Annotated in this window: 19 protein-coding genes; 2 read left to right on the top strand and 17 right to left on the bottom strand. The window is 65.9% G+C overall.

Annotated features, from left to right (window positions below; translation table 11 throughout):
- Positions 1-19: 19 nt before the first annotated feature.
- From AB0H49_RS20525 to AB0H49_RS20445, 17 genes are all read right to left on the bottom strand, one after another.
- Positions 20-1,048: an alpha/beta fold hydrolase gene (locus tag AB0H49_RS20525; protein ID WP_357253555.1), complete on the bottom strand. Its 1,029-nt coding sequence runs from the start codon at positions 1,046-1,048 to the stop codon at positions 20-22.
- A 62-nt stretch (positions 1,049-1,110) separates the two neighbouring features.
- Positions 1,111-1,515 carry a hypothetical protein gene (locus AB0H49_RS20520; RefSeq protein WP_357253553.1) on the bottom strand — a complete coding sequence of 135 codons (405 nt, stop codon included), beginning with the start codon at positions 1,513-1,515 and terminating at the stop codon, positions 1,111-1,113.
- A gap of 68 nt (positions 1,516-1,583) precedes the next feature.
- Positions 1,584-3,263, bottom strand: coding sequence for an AMP-binding protein (locus AB0H49_RS20515; RefSeq protein WP_357253551.1), 1,680 nt, complete (start codon positions 3,261-3,263; stop codon positions 1,584-1,586).
- 245 nt (positions 3,264-3,508) lie between these two features.
- On the bottom strand, positions 3,509-4,666 hold the full coding sequence (locus tag AB0H49_RS20510; RefSeq protein ID WP_357253549.1) for an acetyl-CoA C-acetyltransferase: 1,158 nt from the start codon (positions 4,664-4,666) through the stop codon (positions 3,509-3,511).
- A gap of 36 nt (positions 4,667-4,702) precedes the next feature.
- Positions 4,703-6,316, bottom strand: coding sequence for a long-chain-fatty-acid--CoA ligase (locus AB0H49_RS20505; protein ID WP_357253833.1), 1,614 nt, complete (start codon positions 6,314-6,316; stop codon positions 4,703-4,705).
- Positions 6,313-7,242, bottom strand: coding sequence for an alpha/beta hydrolase (locus AB0H49_RS20500; RefSeq protein ID WP_357253547.1), 930 nt, complete (start codon positions 7,240-7,242; stop codon positions 6,313-6,315). Before AB0H49_RS20500 ends, AB0H49_RS20505 begins: the two co-directional genes overlap by 4 nt.
- A 120-nt stretch (positions 7,243-7,362) precedes the next feature.
- Entirely contained in the window at positions 7,363-9,006 is a 1,644-nt protein-coding gene (locus AB0H49_RS20495) for an NAD(P)/FAD-dependent oxidoreductase (RefSeq protein ID WP_357253545.1), read from the bottom strand.
- A 117-nt stretch (positions 9,007-9,123) separates the two neighbouring features.
- Positions 9,124-10,362 carry a helix-turn-helix domain-containing protein gene (locus AB0H49_RS20490; RefSeq protein WP_357253543.1) on the bottom strand — a complete coding sequence of 413 codons (1,239 nt, stop codon included), beginning with the start codon at positions 10,360-10,362 and terminating at the stop codon, positions 9,124-9,126.
- A 691-nt stretch (positions 10,363-11,053) separates the two neighbouring features.
- Positions 11,054-11,275, bottom strand: coding sequence for a hypothetical protein (locus AB0H49_RS20485; protein WP_357253541.1), 222 nt, complete (start codon positions 11,273-11,275; stop codon positions 11,054-11,056).
- Between the two features lie 30 nt (positions 11,276-11,305).
- On the bottom strand, positions 11,306-12,619 hold the full coding sequence (locus AB0H49_RS20480) for an acyl-CoA dehydrogenase family protein (RefSeq protein WP_357253539.1): 1,314 nt from the start codon (positions 12,617-12,619) through the stop codon (positions 11,306-11,308).
- Between the two features lie 19 nt (positions 12,620-12,638).
- Entirely contained in the window at positions 12,639-13,709 is a 1,071-nt protein-coding gene (locus tag AB0H49_RS20475; protein WP_357253537.1) for a phosphotransferase family protein, read from the bottom strand.
- Complete coding sequence (locus AB0H49_RS20470; RefSeq protein WP_068062183.1) at positions 13,706-14,449, bottom strand: glucose 1-dehydrogenase; 744 nt, start codon at positions 14,447-14,449, stop codon at positions 13,706-13,708. Before AB0H49_RS20470 ends, AB0H49_RS20475 begins: the two co-directional genes overlap by 4 nt.
- 294 nt (positions 14,450-14,743) lie before the next feature.
- Complete coding sequence (locus tag AB0H49_RS20465) at positions 14,744-15,355, bottom strand: ATP/GTP-binding protein (protein ID WP_357253535.1); 612 nt, start codon at positions 15,353-15,355, stop codon at positions 14,744-14,746.
- Positions 15,336-15,716, bottom strand: a complete 381-nt coding sequence (locus tag AB0H49_RS20460) for a DUF742 domain-containing protein (protein WP_357253533.1) — start codon at positions 15,714-15,716, stop codon at positions 15,336-15,338. Before AB0H49_RS20460 ends, AB0H49_RS20465 begins: the two co-directional genes overlap by 20 nt.
- Complete coding sequence (locus AB0H49_RS20455; RefSeq protein WP_357253531.1) at positions 15,713-16,156, bottom strand: roadblock/LC7 domain-containing protein; 444 nt, start codon at positions 16,154-16,156, stop codon at positions 15,713-15,715. The genes AB0H49_RS20460 and AB0H49_RS20455 overlap by 4 nt, the downstream gene beginning before the upstream one ends.
- A 17-nt stretch (positions 16,157-16,173) precedes the next feature.
- Positions 16,174-18,438: a nitrate- and nitrite sensing domain-containing protein gene (locus AB0H49_RS20450; protein ID WP_357253529.1), complete on the bottom strand. Its 2,265-nt coding sequence runs from the start codon at positions 18,436-18,438 to the stop codon at positions 16,174-16,176.
- Positions 18,439-18,840: 402 nt separating this feature from the next.
- Positions 18,841-20,088, bottom strand: a complete 1,248-nt coding sequence (locus AB0H49_RS20445; protein WP_357253528.1) for a cytochrome P450 — start codon at positions 20,086-20,088, stop codon at positions 18,841-18,843.
- Positions 20,089-20,291: 203 nt separating this feature from the next.
- Between AB0H49_RS20445 and AB0H49_RS20440 the strand changes: the two genes are divergently transcribed.
- Both AB0H49_RS20440 and AB0H49_RS20435 read left to right on the top strand, forming a co-directional pair.
- On the top strand, positions 20,292-20,963 hold the full coding sequence (locus AB0H49_RS20440) for a GntR family transcriptional regulator (RefSeq protein ID WP_357253526.1): 672 nt from the start codon (positions 20,292-20,294) through the stop codon (positions 20,961-20,963).
- Positions 20,964-21,718: 755 nt separating this feature from the next.
- Complete coding sequence (locus AB0H49_RS20435; protein ID WP_357253524.1) at positions 21,719-24,127, top strand: CoA transferase; 2,409 nt, start codon at positions 21,719-21,721, stop codon at positions 24,125-24,127.
- Positions 24,128-24,201 lie beyond the last annotated feature (74 nt).

The raw sequence follows: 24,201 nt of genomic DNA, 5'->3' as shown, positions 1-24,201 counted from the left end.
AGCGTACCGACTGCGGTGGTCATGTGAGCTCCTTGGTGGTCGAGTGTCGCTTCAGCCAGTCGATGATCGCGGGGATGCTGATCTTCGCTCCTTGCCTGCCGACGATGAGTCCCGCGTGCCCGGCCGGTACTCGTGCTTGCTCGACGTCTTCACTGCCGATCAGGTCGAGCAAGGTGTCCGAGCATGCCGGGGGAACGAAATCGTCCATCTCGGCGACGACGTGCAGGAGCGGAATGTCGATCCGGTCGAGCCGGACCGGTCGACCCGAAACGCGCGCCGTTCCCTTCGTCAACGCGTTGCCGCGCATGTATTCGTCGATCATCTGACGGAATGTCGCTGCCGCGAGGGGGATATGGTCCCAGGCCCAACGGGACATGGCCAGGTGACCCTCGATGTAATCGTCGCGCCACAGGTTGTCCCAAAGGTCCACGTACTGCACGATTCTCGCGGTCGGGCGGCGCAGTTTGAAGAAGGCCTCGAGTACATCGGGCGGCACCGTTTCGGTTGGCTCGTCTATCAGGTCATCGGCGTCGAGACTTCCTTCGGCGATCGATTTCAACGGCTCCGGGACGTGGGTGAAGTCGACTGGTGCGGTGACGGCGATCAGATTCGCGACCGGGGCGTCGCGGCTGCCCAACAGCAGCAGAGCCATCATCGCTCCCATGCAGTACCCGAGGACGCTGAGTTCGGCGTCATCGGAGGACCGGTGGATCGCCTCGAGTGCCGGTGCGAGGTAGTCGTCGACATAGGTGTCGAGGGTGTGGTTTCCCTCTGCCGCGTCGGGAATCCCCCAATCGATGAGGTAGACGTCGAATCCGGCGTCCACCAAACGTTCGACGAAGGAATTTCCCGGACGCAGGTCGAAGATGTAGGAGCGGGACATGAGCCCGATGAACAACACTACAGGCTCACGAAAACGGATATTGTCGGACCGATAGCGCCAGACCCGCGCTTTACCTCTGGACCAGACAAGTTCTTTCGGTGTTGTTCCGATGCGCGGCGGTGGATTGATGCCGGCTACGATCTTGATCCCATTCAGCGCGCGCACTCGCGTGCGATCGATTTCGAGACCCATCGACCGGAGGGTGTCTGCGCCGGGAAGCCAGGAGATCATCGGCCCGGCCTGTCATCACGGCCCCGAAGATCGTAGAGCTCCGCGTGAACATCGCTGAGCTGGCGCTGAATTGCGCTCAATTGACGCTGAAGCATCCGCACATCGCGTTGGGAGGGCAGATGTAGCTGATGTATGCCCCATGATGCGAGCGCATCGATCTGCTGGAATACCCCGCGCGCGAGCCGGTCGGTCACGATCAGGATCGCTGCGGCTTCGGGCGAATTGGTCACCGACTCCAGGGGCCGTCCGACAAAGACTTCCACCTGGTTGAACGCCTGCCGCCATGCCGGAGGCTCCGGGCGTCGGCGTGGGGCGACGACCGTTGCGGTGACAGGAGCGGTCGTTCCTGGTTCGTGGTGAGCGGTTCCTGCGGTCGTGTGTCCATGCAACGGCGTATTCATATTGTTGTTCTCCGAGTCAGCGGGGGTGTTCAAAGGTGTTGCAGCACACGACGTTGTGTTGAGAGAGGTTACGAGTCTTCGCTTACAGCAGATCTGAGTACGTTGCGCCGGATCTTCCCGGTCTCGGTGCGAGGTAGCGCTTCGACGAAGTCGACGATGCGCGGATACGCGTGCCTGCCGAGTCTTTCCTTGACCGCGGCTTGGATGTCGCGTGTGAGCGTTGCCTGTGGAACGGTTCCGTCGGCGACAACGACGGCGCGCACCACGGCACCGCGCATCTGGTCCGGAGCGGCGACCACAGCGGCGTCGGCGACCCCGGGCTGGGCGAGAACGATGTTCTCCACCTCGGTCGGTCCGACGTTGTAACCGGAGGTGACGATCAGGTCGTCGTCGCGGCCGACGAACCAATAGCGCCCCTTGTCGTCGCGGCGGGCCACGTCGCCGGTGAGAAACCACTCGCCGCGCCACCGCGCGTCCCACTTCTGCTGTGCGTTCCGATATCCGATACTGCCGAGGTATCGAGGGTTCCGCAGAGCGATGATTCCCTGTTCGGATTGCTCGTTGCCATCCTCGTCGACGAGTCCGACATCGAAGCCCGGAACGGTCGACGCCAAGGCTCCCGGCACGACCGGTTCATCGGGATACGCCAGGTTGGCCAGCGCCATCGCGCCCTCGCTCTGGCCGTATCCATCTTGTATATCGCCTACCTCACGGCCGCTCTGCCGTCCCAATGCCCGCCAGGCCTCCACGAGCGGAGCGTCGAGGGGCTCGCCTGCGCTGGTCGCACCGCGGAGGTGTTCGGGAAGGCCGCGACGCTGAGCGGTTCGAACGAGTTGCCGGTACGCGCTGGGGGCAGCGGCCAGGTAGGTCACCCGTTCTTCGTCCATGAGGCTCAGCCAGACCGCGGGATCGAAGTCGCCGGTATAGACGACTCGTGGCGAGCCCTGCGCCATGACTGCGAAGCCGGTCGTGTACAGGCCGTACGCCCAGCCTGGACTCGCGCCCGTGAACAGCATGTCGTGCGGTCGCAGCGCAAAGGTGTGACGTACGAAGGGGAGTAGCGTCAGAAGCATGCCGTGCGGCTGAATGCAGCCTTTCGGAGCTCCGGTGGTGCCGCTGGTATAGATCAGCGTCGCGGGGTCCGAGACCGACGTATCGGCCATCTCGTGGTCAGCGGGGTGCCGATCGATCTCGGCCCACAAGCTGCGATCTCCGGCCCTGAGGCCACGCCCTTGGGGCCCGGCGACGGTGTACACGGCGGGATCGCAAGTGAGCAACTCGCGGGTGGCCTCGAAGGTGTCTCGGTATCGGTGGTCGACCACGATGGCAGCAGGCTCGCCGCCGTTGAGGCGCTCCGCCAAGGCGTCGCGGCCGAAACCGACGAACAACGGCATGTAGACCATTCCGGAGCGCCACGCGGCGAGTGCGCAGATATACGCATCGACGCCCTGGTTCAGCAGTGCGGCGAACCTGTCGCCGCGCCTCAGTCCGGCCGTGTGTAGTGCGTTGGCCAGCCGGCGGGATGCCTCGGCCATGTCGGCGAAAGTCCAGCGTTCGCTACTGCCGTCGGGATGCCGGACGATCATGGCGAGCCGCCCGCGGTCACGAGCCCATCGGTCACAGGCCTCGTGCGCGGAGTTGAAGCCGTCCGCGATCGGACGGTCCAGGCGATTCTCCACCACCGCCCAGTAGTCGTCGGCACTCATCGCGCGTTCGGCCAACAGCTCATCGATCTCGGCTCGCACCATGGCGTGATCTCCCCTTCGCACTCACTTCGAGGTTCGCTCGAATGTATTGAGTGAACACTATATTAAAATGCTGTCCTACATGGGTCAAACCAGGAGCGAATCTCCGACTTCGCGAGGTCTCCGTGGTGACACATGGTCACCACGGAGACACTTGCGGTGCAACGAAATCGGTGGGCGAGAGCATTGTTTTCGCTCGTGCAGGTCGATATGCGGCTACTCGGTCCCGAGGAGCCTGCCGTGGCCTCCTACAGGCGTTCGACGATGGTCACGTTGGCCACGCCGCCGCCTTCGCACATGGTTTGCAGACCATAGCGGCCGCCGGTGCGTTCGAGTTCGTGTAGAAGCGTGATCATCAGCCGCGCGCCGGAGGCGCCAAGAGGATGTCCGAGCGCGATGGCGCCGCCGTTGACGTTGAGTTTGTCCGGGTCGGCGCCGAGGTGTTTCAGCCACGCCATGGGGACGCTGGCGAAGGCCTCGTTGACCTCGTAGAGGTCGATATCGGAGATTGCCATGCCCGCGCGGCGCAGCGCGTGTTCGGTGGCGGGTAGGGGAGCGGTGAGGATGTTGACCGCGTCGTCGCCGAGTGCTGAGATGTGGTGGATTCGCGCCCGGGGGGTCAGGCCGTGCGTTTCGACGGCGTGCTCCGAGGCGATCAGGACGGCAGAGGCGCCATCGGAGATCTGACTGGAAACGGCTGCGGTGAGCTGTCCGTCCGGGCGCAAGGTCCCGAGGCGGGCCATCTTCTCCAGGGTGGTGCCCGGTCGGGGGCCCTCGTCCGCGGTGACACCGGCGAACGGGGTGATCTCGCGGTCGAAGCGGCCCTCTTGTTGCGCGACGGCCGCCCGCTGGTGGCTGGTCAGTGCGAACTCCTCCATATCCAGCCGGGAGAAGCCCCAGTCGGATGCGATGCGTTCGGCGCTGGCGAACTGGGAGACCTCACCGGCGCCGAAACGTCGGATCCACCCTGGCGAGCCGCTCCAAGGATCGGTCGCGCCGTAGGGGTCGCCCGCGGAGTAGGACGAACCGATCGGGAACTGGCTCATCTTCTGGACGCCGCCGGCGACGATCAGATCGGCCGTGCCACTCATGACCGCCTGCGCCGCGAAATGCACTGCCTGCTGCGAGGATCCGCACTGTCGATCGATGGTCACACCCGGCACGGTCAGCGGTAACCCGGCGACCAGAGCGCAGGTGCGGGCGATATTCCCCGCTTGCGAACCGATGGTGTCGAGACAGCCGTAGACGACATCGTCGATTGCGGCAGGGTCGAAGTCGCCGCGCTGTACGAGGGTGTCGATCGGATGCGCGCCGAGATCAGCGGGATGAATGGCGGCGAAGCCACCGGTGAGCTTGCCGACGCCGACCGGTGTCCGGATGGCGTCGACGATGTATGCCTCGGGCATGAAGTAACTCCGTATTCTCGTACTGGGGCCCAACCGTCAAGCGGTGGGCTGGGAAAGGCCGTGATCCTTGCTGCCGAACGTGTCGCGCAGAACGGTCTTGAGAACCTTTCCGCCCACATTGCGGGGAAGCTCGTCCACCACGACGAGATCTTTGGGGTGCTTGAACCGTGCGAGTCGAGGTCCGAGGAACTCGATGATCTCGGCCAAGTCCAGCGGCCGGTGTTCGTGCAGCGCCAGTACCGCTACGGCGATCTCGCCCCAGCGTTCGTCGGCGCGCCCGATGACGGCGACCTCGGCGATGTCGGGGTGGTCCATCAGCGCGTTCTCGACTTCGGCGCAGTAGATGTTCTCGCCGCCGGAGATGATCATGTCCTTCTTCCTGTCGACGATGTACAGGAATCCCTCGTCGTCCTGACGGCCGAGGTCGCCGGAGTGCAGCCAGCCTCCCGCGAACGCATCGGCCGTGGCGTCCGGCCGCTGCCAGTAGCCCGCCATCACCGTCGGCCCTCGGAAGACGATCTCACCGACTTCACCCACGGGTACATCACGCATCTCGTCGTCGACCACACGAACCTCGAGCGCTGACGTCGCCACCCCCACGGAGCCGAGTTTGCTCAGGCTGTAGCGACCGTCCAGATAGCAGGCGAACCCGGTGCTTTCGGTTTGCCCGAACACCGCCACCGTTTCGGCGGCGGGGAACGCGTCGCCCATCGCCCGCAGCAGGGTGTCGGAAGCGGGGGCCGCGCCCCAGCTCAGCACGCGCAGACTTACTGGGCGCGGTCGTCGCAACTGGGCGTCCGCCACCGCCTGCCATTGGGCGGGCACCAGAAACACCCACGTCGTCCCCTCTTCCTCGAAGACGTCGAGGGTGCGGTCGCCATCGAACTCCCCGAGCGGATGGATCACGGACGGACCGCCGAAATACAACTGTGGCAGCACCGATGCGATGCCCCCGATGTGAAAAAGCGGTACTGCGACAGAAACCACGTCGCCGCGTCGGCAGGACAGGGAATCGATGAACGCCATGCAGATCGCGTTGAGATTCGAGTGGGAGATCATCGCGCCCTTGGGTCTTCCCGTGGTGCCCGATGTGTAGAGGATCAAGGCGGTGGATTCATCGGGCACGTCGACATCGGGCAACTCGCCAATATTGTCGGCGATCAACTGCTGGAAACTCAGTTGCCCCTGCTCTGCGTCATCGACGGTGACAACGAACTCGACGGCGGGAGAGTCCGCGGCGACAGCGGCTGCCAGTTCGGTCATGGCTCGGTCCGTGACGACCGCCTTCGCGCCGACATCGGTGGCTACGAAGACGGCCTCGGCCGGACTCATCCTGATGTTGACAGGTACTGCGATGGCACCGACGGCTGTGACCGCGAGAAGCGTTTCGACGTATTCGGGCCGGTTGAGCATGAGGACCATGACGCGATCGCCGGGCTCGACTCCACGCTGCCGCAGCGCGCGCGCCAGTGCGGTCGACTGATCGTGGAGTTCTTCCCAGGTCACGGTGCGGCCCAGATACCGCAGTGCGGGACGGTCGGGAATCATCTGAGCGTGGCGGCGAACTTGGTTGTTCCAATGGCGCCGCCGTGCGCGCGCGAGGTCGATGTTCGCCTCGGCCGTCGGGTGTTGACCGGATGTCGTGATCATTGCATCTCCGCGGTGCCGACCGCCGTCGGCGTCAAATGTTTTCTGAGAAAGGCGACTTGGTCGTTGACGTTCGGTGTCAGCCATGGCTCGACGTAGACGTCGAAATGTCCTACCGGGTAACGGCACACCTCGGCACGGCTGCCGACTCGTCGCGCGACGCGCTCGAGGGTCGCCTGCGGCGCCACCGCATCGTGCTCTCCGATCTGCAGCAGCACCGGACACTTCACTCGGCCGACCTTGGTGATCGGGCGATTCAGGGGTATCGCTAGCAGCTCTCGGGCCGCGAACTCGTTGCGCCACATGGGCCCGGCGAAGGCCCGCATGCCGGACACGGCGTCGGGCGAGTTCATCGCCGCGACACTACCGGGCGGTCCGACGACGGGTACCAGCAACGGCGGCCGGCCCGTCAGGGATCTCGCGAGGTCGCGCAATGCCGCGACGTTGACCTTCAGTACGAAACCGAGACCGTTCGCTTTGACGGTGCCTGCCAGCGACGCCATGCCGTCGACGGCGGCCACCTGCGCCACCACCGCGGCGATCCGGGGATCGTGAGCCGCGACCGCGAGAACATGACCACCGCCGTAGGAGGTCCCCCACAGCGCGATTCGGTCGGGGTCGATGCCGTCGAGCGCGCGTGCGAACTCGATGGCTGCGGCGTAATCGCGGCGATGGCGTCGGAATGAGACCAGCTGACGCGGAGTGCCCGCCGAATCACCGAAACCACGGTAATCGAAAACGAGAACGTCGATTCCGGCGTCGGCGAAGGCGCGAGCGAACGGCAACAATCCGCTGTCGCGTGTTCCGCCGAACCCATGTGCCATCACCACGCAAGGTCGTCCTCTGCCGACGTCCAGCTCCGAGTCCACGCCACGCAAATACCAGGCGGCGCAACGCTGGCCGCCGCTGATGAACTCGACTTCGTTCATCTGCACATTCCTTTCTGAACCGATTGCCGGACTCCGGTCGCGCCCGCTATCGAAAGGCCCGATGTGATCGGGCCTTTCCTTCCACGACTTCATTCATCGCGGGCGGGCGGACGCGCGGCCTCAGCTGTTGACGGCGACGGCCTGCTGCGCGGTTTCGGCTTGTGCGGTGAAGGCGAACCCCGGGAAATCCGACTCGACTTCGCTCTCGAGTCGGTCGAAATACGTTCCCGCGCCGCCGAAGTAGGCCAGAATGCCACGCGGTTTACCAGGGATGTTCGCTCCCAGGAACCAGGAGTTCGCTGTCGCGGCGTTGGCCAAGACCGTCCCCTCGAGGATCTCCTCGGCATGACGGACCCAGGAATCGACGGCGTCAGGGATCGGTTCCAGCGCGACCGCGCCGCGTCGCCGCATATGCGAAATAGCGGAGGTGACCCATTCGACCTGCCCCTCCACCATGGTCGGGCCATTGGCGAAGGGGCCAAGCGGACCTGCCACGGTGAACATGTTGGGGAACCCGTCGACTGCCATTCCGAGGTAGCTGCGCGGGACGGTCTCCCACACTTCGCTCAGGCGCCGACCGTCGCGGCCGCGGATATCGACACCCTGCGCGGGTCCGGTGATGGCGTCGAAGCCCGTGGCGAAGATGATGACATCGGCCTCGTAGACATCGGTGGCCGTGCGCAGGCCCGTCGGGAGGATCTCCGTGATCGGGTTCTTGCTGACATCCACGAGAGAGACGTTGTCGCGGTTGTACGCCTCGTAGTATCCGTGCCCGCATGGGGGACGCTTGGCGGCCAGCGGGTACTGCGGGCACAGCAGCTCCGCGGTGGCGGGGTCCTTGACGATCGCCCGGATCTTGGATCGGATGAACTCCGATGCGATCTCATTGGCCTCGCCGTCGAGCCAAAGATCGTTGAATGTGTCGAACAGGAAGCGGAATCCGCCTACCTCCCAGGCTCGTTCGAGTACCCGCTGCTGGTCTGCCGGGCTGAAGTCGGCCGCGCTCTGCTCGCACACCGGCAAGTCCATCGCGTAGAACTGGCGACGGGCGCGTGCCCAGATGTTCTCGTAATCGGCCTTGATCGCCGCACGCTCGGCCTCGTCGAGCGGCCGGTTCCGCGCTGGCAGCACGTAGTTCGGCGTCCGCTGGAACACGGTGACTTCCGCCGCGGACAGCGCGACCACCGGTACGACCTGAACGCCGGAGGCGCCCGTACCTATTACGGCGACTCGCTTGCCGGTGAAATCGATATTGTGCTTCGGCCAGAACGCGGTTTGATACCACTCGCCGGTGAAGGAATTCAATCCCGGGATGTCGGGCAGGAAAGGCTTGGAGAGCGGACCTGCCGCCGAAACGAGATACCGGCACGTGAGCGATTGCCCGTCGTCGGTCTGAACCTTCCAGACCTTGGCCGACTCATCCCACACGGCAGAAGTCAGGCGGGTCTGGAATCGGATGTGCTTGCGCAAATCGAGCCGATCCGCGACGAACTGAAAGTACCGCGACATCTCGGCCTGGGTGGGATAACGCTGCGACCAGTCCCATTCAGTGAGTACTTCTTTGGAGAACGAGTAGCAGTAGTACCAAGCCTCACTGTCGGTCCGTGCTCCCGGATAGCGATTCCAGTACCATACACCGCCGACATCCGTTCCGGCCTCGAGGAGAACCGTCGACAATCCCATTTGCGTCAGATCGTGCAAGGCCCGTAGACCGCCGAATCCTGCCCCAATAACCACAGCGTCGAAGTCAATTGAGTCGCTCACCATTTCTCCTTTCGCGACGACCGCCGACGCTACGCGTGATCGGCGTCACTCCAGAAGTGTTCGTTGCACAGAACAGGAACCAGTTGCTGTGTGTCTGCACAACCCGGCGCGGGTCGCTCAGCACCACCCGCCTGACCAATGAACCAGCTCCAGCGCCAGCCCCACGCTGAGACGGCGCCCCGACAGCGGTTGCGGCAGTAGTCGTTCCGCGCGTTCCAGGCGGTTCAATACGGTGTTGCGATGTGTGAACAGCCGCGCCGCGGTGCGGGCGGTGTTGCCGTCCTCCTGCAGGTAGACCCGCAAGGTCTCGCGCAGGTCGGTATCCGCGCCGGCGAGCTCACCCAGCGTGTCGGAAACGAACTGCCCGGCGGTCTCCTCGTCCTGCGACGCCAGCACCGCGATACGGACATCGTCGTAGGCGGTGAACCGTTCCCTCCCCGGGTTTCGCTCGGCCACGCGCCGCGCGGCGACTGCTTCCCGATGGGTTCTGCGGAATCCGGCCATGCGCTCCCTGCTGGACCCCGCGGTCGCCAGCACTCCCTCCGGCGCCTCGGCCATGACCTCGCGGAGCAGGCGTACATCGAGCCGCTGGTCGCCGCTGAGCCATACCCACGTCGTCGCGGTGGTGGCCGGAAGAATCAGTGGTGGTCGCAGGCCTGCTTCCATCGCGATCAGGCGAGCCGCCTTCTCGAGTAGGCCGTGCTCGTGATCCAGCGATGCGGACCACAACACCATCCCGGTATGCCAGGCCGACAGATCGTATGCGAGGCGTTCACGCGCCACTTCTTCCCGGATCGGCGCACCGTCGATGATCAGCGTGACCGTTTCCAGACGGCGGGTGAGTACGCCGCCCATCAAATCGTCGCGCTCCCGCTCGATCTGACGGTTGATCAAGGCGAGCGCCGCGTCGACCCAATCGTTGATGGAACGCAGACCGAAGTCGGCTACCACGGCGACCTCCTGTGGTGGCACCGCCTGCGCCGCGGCCAGCACCCACCGTCGGCACCCGACATTCTCGGCGCAGCGGTAACCGGTCAGGAGTTGCTGGAAGTCGACCCCGTGCCGGATCAAGTCACGGGCGACGTCGAGGGCTGCGGGAGGCACATCGACGGGAACCCGCCCGCCCGGTCGGCGGCGCTGGGCGTCGACCCAGCGCAACGTCATCGCCCGGACACTCGCGCGCACGCTTTCTTCGAGCGCGGCGTCACCAGCCAGCGCGGGCGCCGCGGCGATGGCAGCTGCCGCCATCTCATCGACCAGCCCGTCCAGATTCGCCACGAATCCCTCGACGGTCGCGGTGATCAACCCGGACACGTGCGCCGACGGTGGCTCCCATCCCAGCGTCGAGGTGGACATCAGCTCACGCTATCGCGATCGCACCGGGCCATCGCCAGGAATCTGGGACCGTGAGCCTCGAGGTCACCGCTGTCTCCCGCGCACCGGCCGAACCCGCGGTCGCCGTGCGGTTGCGGCCCGTCGAGTGCTTGTGCGGCCGCACGTCGGATTGCCTCCTCGGCGGGCAACTGGTACCTCCGTGTAATGGCGACATGAGTCGCGACCGCGGTCGTCGCCAACCCCGCGATTGGCCGCGCGAATCAACGGAGATCGACGCTGACATGTTCGACATGTGCTCGATTTTGGCCGCTCGACGACATCTGGTGCGGTCAGCGGAGGGGTCCCCTGGCGGATGGATACCGCCCGGGTGGGCATCGTCGATTGCATTCGCCGTGGCAGGCCCGCGACCGACCGCGCTAACCACTTCTGGATCTGAAACAGCTCACCGTGGGAGGTGCGGACGATGGGGTCGAATGTAGCGCCCACAAGAGAACGGGACAAGAAATGCGTGTCGAAGTAAAAAGTGTTCGTCTTCGCCTTTCCTCGCCCGGTCCCGGTTTCTCGATCACCTTGTTCGAGGAGCGCAAATCGAGAGTCGAGACGCCCAGGATCTCGCGGGCAGCGGGGACCAAGCGAGGCGGAAAACCGTAGGCGAACGAGCGGCAGGGAGCGAATACATGGCTCCGAACTTCCCCATTTCGCCGTGGCCCGCTCAGCAGGCGAACAATCGTTCACACGGTAGGCGTGGTAGCAGCCGACGCTCCTCGACGGTACTGCGGATCAGTTCGACCGAATGCCGATGTTTCCGCCGCTGCCAGTCGTCGATCAGATTGCGTGCCGCTCTGGCGGTAGCGACGTAGTCGAACATCATGTCGGCAAGCCAGATCCGCAGGTGCACATCGTTTTCGGGTGGCAGCGGTGCATCTGCGGTCATGGGCTTGACTCCTCGGACAGCGAGCGGTGATTACAGGTCAGATTTCTCGGACGAGGCGTCGGCTGTGGCGGTGAGCAGTTCCGCGAATCGCTCTTGGGCCGCAGCTCTACGCGTGGGCACGTGTTCGGTCGGCACACCTGTCGCCGGAGGTGTGTAGCCGCGCAGGATCAGCTTGGCGACGCTGTCGCGGTGCACCTCGTCGGGGCCGTCGTAGAAGCGGGCCGCGCGGGCCGCCCGGTACATCCCCTCCAACGGCAGGTCGGCGGAGTAGCCGAGGGAGCCGCAAGTCTGGATGGCGCGGTCGATGACGTCGTGCAGCACTTTCGCGCCGTAATACTTGATGAAGGCGATTTCCTTGCGTGCTGCCGAGGTGCCGTGGTTGTCGATCATCCAGGCCGCGTTCAACGTCATCAGGCGGGCGGCCTGAATTTCGGCGGCCGAGTCGGCGATCCAGTTTCGGATGGTCTGCTTGTCAGCCAGCACGCCGGCGTGCAGCTCGCGGGCGGCGGCGCGTTCGCACATCATGTCGAAGGCGCGCTTGGCCTGCCCGATCCAGCGCATACAGTGATGGATGCGGCCCGGACCCAGCCGCTTCTGGGCGATGCGGAAGCCGTCGCCGACGCCGCCGAGCAGTGCGTCCGCAGGCACCCGGACGTTCTCGAACTGTACCTCGGCGTGCGAAGGGTAGTGGTTCGGCTGGATGGTCGGGTGCTCCATGGTGGCCAGGTCGCGCAGGATTCGCACGCCGGGGGTGCCGACCGGAACGATGAATTGCGATGCGCGCCGGTGCTTTTCGGCTTCGGGGTCGGTCACGGCCACGACGATGATGAAGTCCGCTGTCGAGGCGTTGGAGACGAACCACTTGTGTCCGTTGATGACCCAGTCGTCGCCGTCGCGCACGGCCGTGGTGGACAAGCGAGTCGGGTCCGAACCGGCATTGTCCGGCTCGGTGAGCGCGAACGCCGAGTACATCTCGCCGGACAGCAGCGGCTCGAGCCACCGCGCCTTCTGCTCGGGTGTGCCCGCGGCGGCGAGGATTTCGCTGTTGCCCGAATCGGGTGCCTGATTGCCGAAAACCAGCGGCGCCAGCCAGCTCGAGCCGATGATCTCGTGCATCAACCCGAGCTTGACCTGGCCGTAGCCCTGGCCGCCCAGTTCCGGGTCGAGATGTGCGGCCCACAGATCCTGCTGTTTGACCTGCTGCTGCAGTGGCGCGATCGCGCGACGCAGCTGCGTCCAATCCAGATCGAGCGTCTCCAGCGGAATTACCTCGCCGCGGACGAAATCCTGGATCCAGTCCAGCTTCTTCTGAAATTCTGGTTCGGTAGAGAAATCCCACGCCATTGCGGTCCTCGATTCGTGATTACGATTGGTTGCGGTTGATCAGGTTGCATGCCCGGGCGAACAGGGTTGTTGCGCTGGTGTGCAGCCGTTGCCCCACGTCGGCGGGGGCGAGTCCGGCGCAAGACCGCGCGTGGGTGCCCTCCAGGATGATGCCGAGCTTGAAACACGCCAGCACGGCGTACCAGTCCGCGGCCGACACATCGAATCCGGTGCGTTCGCCGTAGCGTCGGACCAGCTCCTGCGCCGGTGGCAGTCCGCCCGCGCCCGCGAGTGCGGAGCCGAGGACGTCGCCGCGCTCATCCGGTTCCGGCCAGGTGGCCAGCAGCCACCCCAGATCCAGCATCGGATCGCCGATCGTGCACATCTCCCAGTCAACGATCGCTGCCACCTGCGGTCCGTCGGGTGCGAACATGACGTTGGCGAGGTGGTAGTCGCCGTGCATGATCCCGATCGGCCCGCTGGACGGACGGTTACGAGTCAGCCATTCGGACACGAACTCGACCGGTAGGCCGTGGCCGGGGTAGTTGTCGAGCCGTGCATAGGAATCCAGCTCGTGCAGCCAGCGCGGCACTTGACGTTCGAGGAAGCCCTCGGGCCGTCCGAAATCGGCCAGCCCTGCTGCCTCGTAGTCGACCGTGCTCAACGTGGCCAGCGCGTCGACGACCGCGAGTCCCATCCGATAGCGAACGCCTTCGTTCGTGGCGTGCAGTGCGGGCAGCTCCACCGCGGCGTTGAAACCGTCCAGCGGCTCCATGAGGTAGAAGACCGACTCGCCAAGCGCCGATTCGTCGAGGCAGGCGGCGATCAGCGGGGCATGTGGCACCGCGGTGTCGGACAACGCCGCCAACAGCCGCATCTCCCGGCGAAGGTTGTCATTGGTCGTGGCACGCGGATGCAGTGGACCGCGGCGCAGTACGAACTCCCGTGCGCCACGAGTGAATCGCAGCATGATGTTCTGGGTGCCGCCGCCGATGGCGCGCACTTCGGTCAGTGATCCGTACTCGAGGCCCTGGGTGTCCATCCAGTCGGTGAGGGCGGCAAGCTCGACCCCGGGGACACCGACGTTCGCGTCCGCGTACACGGCGGTCATCGGACCCCGCCGTCCAGCCGTAGTACGGCACCAGTGCAGAAGGATGCCCTTTCGCTCGCGAAATACAATGCCGCTCCGACGATTTCGTCGGGGTTGCCACACCGGCGCAGGGCCGCCTGGCTGTCGAAATGCGCGCGCATTTCCTCGGTCCAGGCATGAGAGATGTCGGTGAGGAACGGTCCACACTGGATCGCGTTGACCCGAACGCCGGACGACCCGAAGGTCTGCGCCAAACCCTCGGTGAGGTTGTTGAGCGCGGCCTTGGCGGCCGCGTAGGGGACCGCGTTGGGATCCGGGCGTATCGCCTCGATCGAGGAGATGTTGATGATCGAGCCGCCCCCGGTCGCCGCCATCCGGGCACCGATGACCGATGCCAACCGGAACGGGCCCTTGAGGTTCACGCCGATCACTTTGTCGAAGTACGCCTCGGTGATCTGATCGACCGACGGGTACAACGGCGACAGTCCGGCGTTGTTGACCAGCACGTCGACCCGGTCGAATTCCTGGTACACGGTATCGATCAGGGCGTCGCACTGTGCCCAGTCGCTGACGTTGCAAGGTACGGCTAGCGCCCGGCGATCGTGCAGTGCTTCGGCCGCCTTCGCCACCACCTCGCAATCGGCGAGCTTGCGGCTCGCCACCACGACATGGGCGCCCTCGGCGGCGAAGGCGCGGACCATCTCCTGGCCCATCCCTCGGCTACCTCCGGTGACGACTACTACCTTGCCATCGAATTCCATTGTGACCTCGTTGATTCAGTGGAATTTGGTGTTCGGGCCGACGTGCTCCGGTCTCGGGATCGTCGTTGGTTCGGTGTCCCGGGAGGACCCCTTTCCAGTCCGCATTCCTGCCGCATCCGCCCAATCATTGTATTGAGTGACCACTACATTATAGCCGCGATTGGTGAGCACGTCGAGGACGGGGCTATCGACTGCGCGCGTGTGGTGGCACTGTAGCGTCCCGGGGAGGATGGTGGCGCTGACCGCATGCACGGCGACGCTCGAGATCGATCATCGCCTTGGCGACTGTTCGTCTCAGGGAGTAGGGGTTCGGTGGCGTCCAGCAGGCGATGTGGTCGCGATGTGCTCGAGCAGGTGCACGAGCACATCCTTCGCTGATTGCCGGTTCCGTACGTCGCAGAAGACGACCGGGACGTGGGACGGGAGGTCGAGGGCCGCGCGGACTTCGTCCGCTTCGTAGATATCGGCCCCGGCGAAGCAGTTCACCGCGACGATGAACGGGATCTCGCGGGACTCGAAGTAGTCCACCGCGGCGAACGAGTCCTCCAGGCGCCGAGTATCGGCGAGGACGACCGCGCCGAGGGCGCCGAGCGACAGTTCCCTCCACATGAACCAGAATCGGTCCTGCCCGGGCGTGCCGAACAGGTACAGCATCACCTGCGGATTGATCGTGATGCGGCCGAAGTCCAGCGCCACGGTCGTTGTCGTCTTGCCCTCGACACCGGTCAGGTCGTCGACCGCGGCGCCGAGTTCGGACAGCCGTTCCTCGGTGCGCAGCGGTGTGATCTCGCTGACCGCGGTCACCAGTGTCGTCTTGCCGACGCCGAAACCGCCTGCGATCAGCAGTTTGACGACCTGTACCGCGTCGATGTCGGCAGTCACGGGATCAAAGTTTGCGAATACCATCGAGCACCATCTGCAGCAGGAATGGGTCGGGGCCGTCCGCGGGCGGCGGCGGAGATCTGAAAATTACGTGCCCGGAGTCGATCAAGTCGCTGACCAAGACCTTGACGGCCGCCAGCAAAAGGTTCAAGTGGGCGGCGAGCTCGGCGATCGATATCGGCCTGCCCTGGCACAGCCGCATTATCTCCTCATACTCCCGATCGAGGGTGGCGGCGTTGGGGTCCGTCCGTACGGCCACGACCAGGGTGAGGATATCGAGGGAGTGAAGGTTCGTCCCGGCTCGGCCGCGGGTCACCGCGAACGGCCGGACCAGGGGTCCGGGATCGTCGGCGAACGCCCAGGAGTCGCCTTCGTGGCGGTTCATCGCACCGACGATGCGCGCAGTGTGCCTTGTGGAGTGCGGGGCGTCGCCGATAGCTGAGTGCCGACCTGTCCGACAATGACATTCATTTGATAGGCGACGATGCCGAGGTCGGCATCGATCGCCGCCAGCAGCGCCAGGCAGGTGCCCTGCCCCGCTTCGGTGACAACCATGTACCCGTCCTCGAGTTCGACGACCGTTTGCCGGAACTGGCCTTTGTCGAAGCGGGTACCCACACCGCGAGCCAGGCTGTGCAGCGCGGACGCGATGGCGGCGAGATGTTCGGAATCCTCGCGTTCCAGTTCGTTCGAACGGGCCACCGGGAGTCCGTCGGCCGAAAGGACCATCGCGTGCTCGGCTCCCGGTACCCGGGTGACGAGGCCGTCGAGGAGCCAGTCCAGTGCGTTCCGACCGGACTTCTGGTCTGCCACTTCGTTTCTCATCTTCAGAGGGTCGACTTTCACTGGTTGGAGTCCGCTGCGGACTCGCGTGCATGGCGTGTTCCTCGTTGAAAGGAGGACATGGAGTTTCGTATTTCGTCAGCGGGGCGCCGGGATTGGTGGAACGGCTGGTTCCTGTCGGGATTCGCTTCGTCCCATCGCAGTTCCGGTGCGAGGTGGGCGAGGCGTTGCCGCCGGGGCAGCGGTGCCCGCTGGCGCGAGGTCGGGCGCGGCGGCTCGAACCGGTGGGAAGCGCCGTTGACGGGGGTCTCTGCTGTCGGCAGCCCGACTGGTTCGCCGGACGGCTGTGGCTGCTCCTGTGGACCGTCGCGGCCGGATAGGTGGTGCACTTGTTCGCCGGCCGCGGGCGGGGCCGGTATGCGCCGATGCCCGCCCGTCCCCGGTGTGCCGCTCGGATCGGCGTCATCCGCAGACGGATCGGCGCTCAGCAAGGCGACCGGAATCAGCACGACGGCCTTGATCCCTCCGTACGCCGAATCCTCTAGGTTCACCGCGATGCCGTGCCGTCGCGCCAGCCTGCCGACCACGAACAAGCCCAGGTTCCGCTGTCCCGCCAGCGCCATCTTCTGGAAGTCGGGCGGGTCGGCGAGCAGTTGGTTGAGTCGTTCCCGTTCATCGGACCGCAGGCCGAGGCCTTGGTCCTCCACCTGGACCACCACGCCGCGGCCGACGAGGTTCCCATGCACCGATACGAGCGCCTGCGGTGGGGAGAACGTCGTCGCGTTGTCGATCAGCTCGGCCAGCAGGTGAATGAGGTCCGCGACAACGTTGCCGAGGACGTACGCCTCCGGCAGGCGTACCGCGCTCACTCGGGTGAGATCGTGGGTTTCGGAGACCGCGCTGCGCACGATCTGCTCCAGCGCGACCGGATCACGCCAGCGGCGACCGGCTCGACCGCCGCCGAGGATCAGCAGGTTCTCGGCGTTCCGTCGCGCCCTGGTCGCCAAATGGTCCAGTTGGAACAGCAATTCGAGGTGTTCGGGATCGTTCTGCTTGGCCTCGGCGATGTCCAGTACGTCCAGCTGTCTGCGAACCACGACCTGGTTGCGGCGGGCGATGTCGAGGAAGACCCTGTTGAATCCGGTCCGGGTCCGCGCCTCGGTGGCGGCGACAGTCATCGCAGTGCGCTGCGCCGTGCTGAACGCGTCCGCCACCTGCCCGATCTCGTCGGTGCCGCTGTCGACCACCGTCACTTCGGCATCGAGGTCGATGAGCTCGCCGTCGTGGAGACGCTGGATGATCGACGGCAGTGTCTCGTTGGCCAGTTCCAGGCTTCGCGAACGCAGCGACCGCAGGCGCCGGACAAGGCGATTGGCCAGCAGCAGGGCCGGCACGAACGCGAGGGTCGCGGCGATCGCCACGGCCGCACCGGCCAGGATCAACCGATCAAGCGTCCGGTCGGCGGCATCTGCGGCCGTCGTTGTCGCGAACTGGAAGTGGTCTCGGAACATGGCCACGAGTTCGGCGTCGACGGCACGCTCGGCAGCCTGCCACTCGGGGTACGAGACCCCGAGAGTCCCCTGCTCGGCCAGCTCGTCCTGCCCCTGGGTCGCCGTGTGCCACTCGGGGCTTTCGATCAGTTTCTGGTATCGCGCCCGATCGTCGTCAGACAGCTGGGAAACCAGTCCCTCGAGTTGGTGCCGATAGCCGCCGACGAGTTGGGCAACCATTCGCCGGTCCTCCGGGAAGAGCGGTCCATCGGTCGCCGTCGCTGCCGCGATCCCCGCGGCGCGCGAGTGGAGTTCGGCCGCCTGCATCAGTGCCGAAGCGGTCATCAACTCGGAGGACGTCAATGCCTCCGGAGTATGGCGTGCCAGCCCCTCGATTCCGGTCGCCACGACACCGGCGAGCTGTGTATAGAAGTCGTCCACCTCCGCGGTGGTGGCCTGCCGAACATCCACGGCTCGCCGCATGGTCGGCGTGCCTGCCGCGAGTCGCATGAACGCCGGATTGGCCTTCGCGATGGCCTCGGGATTCAGTTCCTGCATCTTCGGCGCGATTCGGGCGGCATCACTGAGCGCCGAATCGGTCTTCGCCCGCCGCGCCACGAGGTCGGACGTCGCCGACGGGTCGCCGTTCAGGGCGGCGAAGCTGGTGGTTCGCTCATCCTGCACCGCGACGATGAAGCCGACGAACGAATCCAGCTGCTCGTTCAGGTACTCGGCCCAGCGATCCGCCGCACGTGCCTCGTTGGCCAGAGTGACGACGAATGTCGTACCCGTGACAAGAAGGGCCGCGCACGGAATCAACGCGATGGCCAGCACGCGGGTGCGAATACCGCGGCTGGGCCGAGCACTGAATCGGGAAGCCGGTGCACTCGGGGCAGCGCCCTTCTCGGTCCGCGGTCCTATCGGAGCTCGCACCGACGGGCCTCGTGCCTGGTCTTCGACGAAGGATTGTGTTCGATGACGCGAACTGTGCGCCATGCCGATTCGGGCGTGAGGTGCAGAAAGCCGTCGCGCGAACCCGCGCCGTCCTGCTCTCCCGGCGCGGGGGATGGGTGGTCGGTCAATCGAGCTTCCTTGATGTCGAGTGCGCGGCAGCCGGGCTGCCATGGTCATGCCGAGTCGGAGCGTCCTGTTCTAGGAATTCGATTGCGCGTCGGACAGATCGAATGCCCCAGCACCCTGACGTTCGGCGGTCCAGCGCCGGCCGCGACTCTGGCGTTAGACCCGGCGTACCGGGAGTTCGGTCAGCAGGTTGATGTAGTTGGACCAGCCGCGGCGCGGTTCGCCCGCGAGCTTGAGCCGCACATTGCGGGCCCGCAGTTCCTCCCAGAGGATGGTCAGCTCCAGTTTCGCCAGGTGGGCGCCGATGCAGCGGTGCACGCCAGTGCCGAAGGCGAGCATCTCCTTCTCGGGGCGCCACGGGTCGAAGCGATCGGGGTCGGAGAAGACTGCCGGATCCCGGTTCGCGGCGGTGTAGTAGAGGACCATGACATCGTTCTCGCGGATCTGTTCTCCGGCGAAGGTCAAGTCACGAGTGGCGGTCCGGGCCATCTGATACACCGGGCTGATGACCCTGAGGAACTCATCGACCGCGCGGCCGGCCTCACCCTCCTCCACGGCCTTGTCGGTCAGGGCTGCGATCTCCGGGTCCTCCAGATACATCCGCATCGACTGACCGATCGTCGTGTGCGTGGTCTCGAAGCCCGCGGCGATCATGACGAACATCCACTGCAGGTACTCCGCCTGGTTGATCTCGCCACGCTCGACGCACCGGCTCAGCTCGGTGAACATGTCGTCCCCCGGATTCACCAGCTTGACCTGCTGCATCTTCGCGGCGTACTCCGTGAGCTGCCCGAGCAACGGGATCACACGGTCAGCCGTCCCCTCTCCTTCCTCGAGCCCCTCGAAATGCTGTGCGGCGTCGAAGAAGTCGGTCAGCAGCTCCACGAGATACGCGCGGTCCTCGCGCGGCGCGCCGAGGACCGTGGCGATGACGTACGCGGGAATCGTGCGGGCGAACTCCTCGACGTAGTCGAACTCCGACCTGCCCTCGACCGCGTCGATCGCCTGGGTGACGACTTCCCGGACCCACGGCTCGAAGTTCGCGACGATACGCGGGCCGAACCCTTTCGCTGCCGCGCGGCGCAGGTAGTTGTGCCGCGGCGGGTCGGTGCACATGATCATGTCCACCGACGGGTGGTCGGGCGAGAGGTTCGTGTACGGGAAGGACGGGCCCCCGGTCGAGCTGAACGTGGCCGGATCCTTCTCGACAGCGACGATGTCGGCGAACCGAGTGACCGCCCAGTACCCGCCGTTCTTGTTGGCGACGGTGGTGGGGACCCAGTGCAGGCCCGGTCGGCGCTGGATCTCGGCGAAGGCTGCGCGGGGGACTTCCTCGGTGAACGTGGCCGGGTCACTGAAGTCCGGAATGTAGAGGTTCCCCGTCTGTTCGTAGGTCAACGGCACAAGATGCTCCTTTGCAGAGTGTGACGGCGCTCTCACTAGCCGCACGTTGTAGTATTGGACTACGTAATACGAAATCTGTCAACGTGTCGGTGATGGGTGATCCGACCCGATGGGAACGTCGCTGTACGTCCTGGTCGGGATTGCGGCGCCAGGGCTGTCGGCCTGTATGATGTGTCGGTCCTACAAAAACCAAGGAGGTCTCAGTGGCAGACGGTGATCTCGGACTCCTGGTCGAGCGTCCAGAGCGGTTGCTGCGGGAGCGGGTCACCGACGCGGTACGCGAGGCCATTACGCGGGGTGATCTGGAGCCGGGCCGCAGGCTCACCGAGCGGGAGCTCGTCGAGCTGACAGGTGTAAGCAGGACGTCCCTGCGTGAGGCGCTTCGGAGCCTGCAGGCGGAGGGTCTCGTCGAGCGGTCCGGCCCGAGGGGATTGCGGGTCGCGATGCTGACCGCGGAGGTGGTGAACGAGCTGTACGACGTGCGCGCGCCGCTCGAGGCGGCTGCGGTCGAACTCGTCGTGCGGAACGCCACGGATGCCCAGGTGGCGGACCTCCGCGCCGTTATGGTGTCGGCCGATTCCGGTGAGCTCGATGATGAGCTCGCCGCTACTCGGAAGTTTTACGACCTTCTTCTCGACGCCGCGGGCAACTCGATTCTTCAGCAGATGTTCGGGTCGATCGAAGCGCGGATCCATGCGCTGCGCCGGGTTTCCCTGCGGATCGGCGGCCGTGCCGAGGTCAGTCGGCGAGAGCTGATGGAGATTATCGACCTCATCGCCGAGCGAGATGGGCCGGCTGCCGCCGCGGCGGCACGTGCGCACGTGCTCGCGGCGAAGGCTGCGGCACTGGCGGCGCTCGGGCGCGGCGCCGCCTGACGCTTCGAATCGGCGAGGAGTCACGGATCGCGGCTCGATGCCGCGCCCTCGATATCCGGCCATCGGCTGACGTGGGGTGGTTTGTGTGACCGCTACCGCCATGAACGGTGTGGCGGCTGGCGGTCCGTCCGCGGGCTAGCATCTCGCCATGTGCAGTGCCCGTGGTCGCGCGGGAGGGGCTGAACCCGGTGGCTGCCCGGGGATCGACTAGCTGTCCATTCGGAGCGACGCGCAAAGGGATGAACAAGCGCGCACCGAGGGAATCCGCGCTGACCTTGCGGTGGTGTGCGAGGCCGGAGCGGGAACAAGTTTCGTGACGTCCGGTTGATTGCACCGAGGATTCGGGCTGTCGCGCTGCCATCGATCGGCGTCGGCTGGGCGCTTCGCTCCCCAACCCGATTCGATGCCGGAAGGGGAGTTCGTGGTGCGCCCGAATTCCCCCTCGCCAGCGGCATCTTCGGTCGGGTGCGGCACCGGGCGTCGTTGTGTGCCGCCCGCGGAGAGCCGTTGCACGTCGGCGCGTCCGATCATCCGGCGCAAATTGACGAAGCTACGGTATATCGGATACCGTCATACAAAATATAGATGACGAAGCCGACTGCCTTCTTCCGGGTGTACCGACGGGTAGTCGTCCTTCCTGCCATCGATCTCGACATATGCGCCTGTGACAACGGGTCGGCCCGCCGAGGGGGCGCGCCCAGGGCCGGGCACACGTCCTACCTGGCGCATGCCAGGCGGGGGAGGAGGTATCGGCGATGACGAAGTCCCACAGCAACGGTCGCCACTGCGAGCTCGCCGGAGACGGCGGAATGGATGTTCCGGAGGTTCTTCGGGTCATCGAGCTGACGCGGTCGGTGGCAGGAGCCGCGTGCGGCAGGCTGTTCGCCGGGCTGGGGCACGAGGTCACGCTGTGTGAGCCCGCGGCCGGGCACCCGCTCCGTGCGCGTGAGTTCACGTTCACCGCGACAGCAGCGGGCAAGCGCAGCGTGGTGTGCGATCCGGCCCTCGCCCCCGCCGACTGGGAAGCCTTGCTGACGTCCGCTGACGTGCTGCTCATCGATCTGTCCCCGAGTCGAGCACGGGAACTCGGGCTGGACCCGGAGTGTCTCGCGCGACGGTTTCCGCGGCTGGTTACCGTCTCGCTGACGGCGTTCGGTCTGGAGGGAGAGTTTGCCGAGACCGCGGGAGACAGTTTGCTCGCGGAGGCCTACGGCGGGTTGGCGCAGATGGTCGGCGAGCCGGACCGGTCGCCGCTGACACTGGGCGGCGAGCAGGCAGCGTACGCGGCGGCCTTCGTCGGTCTTTTCGGCGCTTCGCTCGCCCTACACCGACGCACTCGGACCGGAACCGGCGACCATGTCGAGGTCGCTTTGAGCGATGTCGCCGCGTATATGGACTGGAAAAGCGATGTGACATACGAGCTCGGCGCCGCGGTTCCCTGCCGCACCGGCGCGTCGCGCGGGTCGTGGCGGATTGTGGAGGCGAAGGACGGCTGGGTCGGTGTCATCTTCCTGGACCACCAGTGGCCTGCGGTCGTAGAGCTGATCGATGACGACCGGCTCGCGGATCCGGAGTTCCTCGACGCGAGCGTCCGGCTCGAACGGGCGGAGGAACTGTGGCCGGTCATCGCCGACGCGATCAGGCGGCGGCATGCCGCCGAGGTCTACGCCTCGGCCCAGCGCCTGGGACTCCCGTTCGGCTACGCGGCCACGGCAGCGGATCTGCTCGCCGCCGACCAGCTCGCTAAGAGGGGTTTCGTGATCCCTCCCGACCGGCGCCGGCGAGACGCCCCGGTGGTGTCTTTCCTCCTGCCCGATGCGAGGACCGTCGAAGCCGAGCGGGCGCCCGCGCTCGGCGAGGACGCGATCGTCCGTCGCGCCGCGGTCGCCGGGGTGACGCCCGCAGCCGAGGTGGGAGTCGGCCGACTGGGTGACGCGCCTCTGGCAGGCATGCTCGTACTGGACTTCGGCACGATCACCGCGGGCGCGGCCACGAGCAGACTGCTCGCGGACTACGGCGCGACCGTCATCAAGATCGAGTCGAACGCCCGGCCGGACCGGTTCCGCCAGTGGGCGATGCCGGGCGCGGACGCCGGCGTCATTCCCACAGTCTCGCCAATGTTCGCGTCGAACAACGTCGGCAAGATCGGCCTGTGCGTCGACCTCAAGAGCGAGGGCGGCCGCCGGATTGTGCACGACCTCATCCGGCGGGCCGATGTGCTGGTCGAGAACTTCCGGGCGGGAGTCACCCACCGGATGGGGATCGACCCGGACACCACCCGGGAGCTGAACCCCGATCTGATCTATCTGTCCCTGTCGAGTCAGGGCAGTGTGGGACCGGAATCTCGGTACAGCTCTTACGGTTCCACCCTCGATCTGCTCTCCGGTCTCGCCGCTGTCACGGGTTATCGCGGTGAGGCGCCGATCTGGTCGTCGGGCGACGTGAATTTTCCCGACCAGATCGTGGCGCTGGCGGGCGCGGCCTTGGTGGCGCACGCCGTCGCGACGCGACGGGCCGGCACATGGCTCGACGTGTCGCAGCGAGAGCTGGTGGCGTGGACGCTGGCCGACCAGCTCGCTGCCTTCGTCTGGGAAGGTCGGCCGATGCATCCGACGGGCAACCGCAGGCCGGGCGCGACGCCACACGATGTCTACCCGACCGCGGAGACGGCGTGGATCGCTCTTTCCTGCACCGCGGACGTGCATCGGCGGGCACTCGGCACCCTCGTTCCCGGGCTGCCGGTCGCTGAAGACGAACAGTGGTGGTGGGACAACCAGGACGACGTCGATGCGCGGATCAACGAATGGGCGTCGACCCGAACGAGGGACCAGGCCGTGGCCGAGCTGCGCGCAGCCGGTGTGCCCGCGGTGCCGGTGTGCACCGCGGCCGACCGAGCCGTCCAGTCGCGCTACCGCGAGCGGCGCCTCGCTCTGCGCGGTGCCGATGGCGGGTGGCTGAAAGGCTTCCCGATGATCCTTCGCGGCTTCGCCCCCGCCGATCCGGGTCCGGCTCCCGGCCTCGGCGAGGACGTGGCCGATCCGCGGTCGCACGAATACATCACCTTCCTGACCAATCTTTTGCCCGAGCTGGACGGGGAAACTCCCGGTCTGTCGTCAATGCGATCAGACAGCAGCGGAGCGGCGGAACGAGCGGAGGTGCGATAAGCCCGGCGATCGACCGACCGGCCCAGCCGGGCGCCGGGATCGAAGCGCCGTCGCGAAGCACGGCCAGCCGCCTG

Source organism: Nocardia sp. NPDC050713 (assembly GCF_040654315.1).
Taxonomy (GTDB): Bacteria; Actinomycetota; Actinomycetes; order Mycobacteriales; family Mycobacteriaceae; genus Nocardia.
The sequence above is the reverse complement of the archived record's forward strand: the minus strand, read 5'-3'. Positions and strand labels throughout refer to the sequence as shown.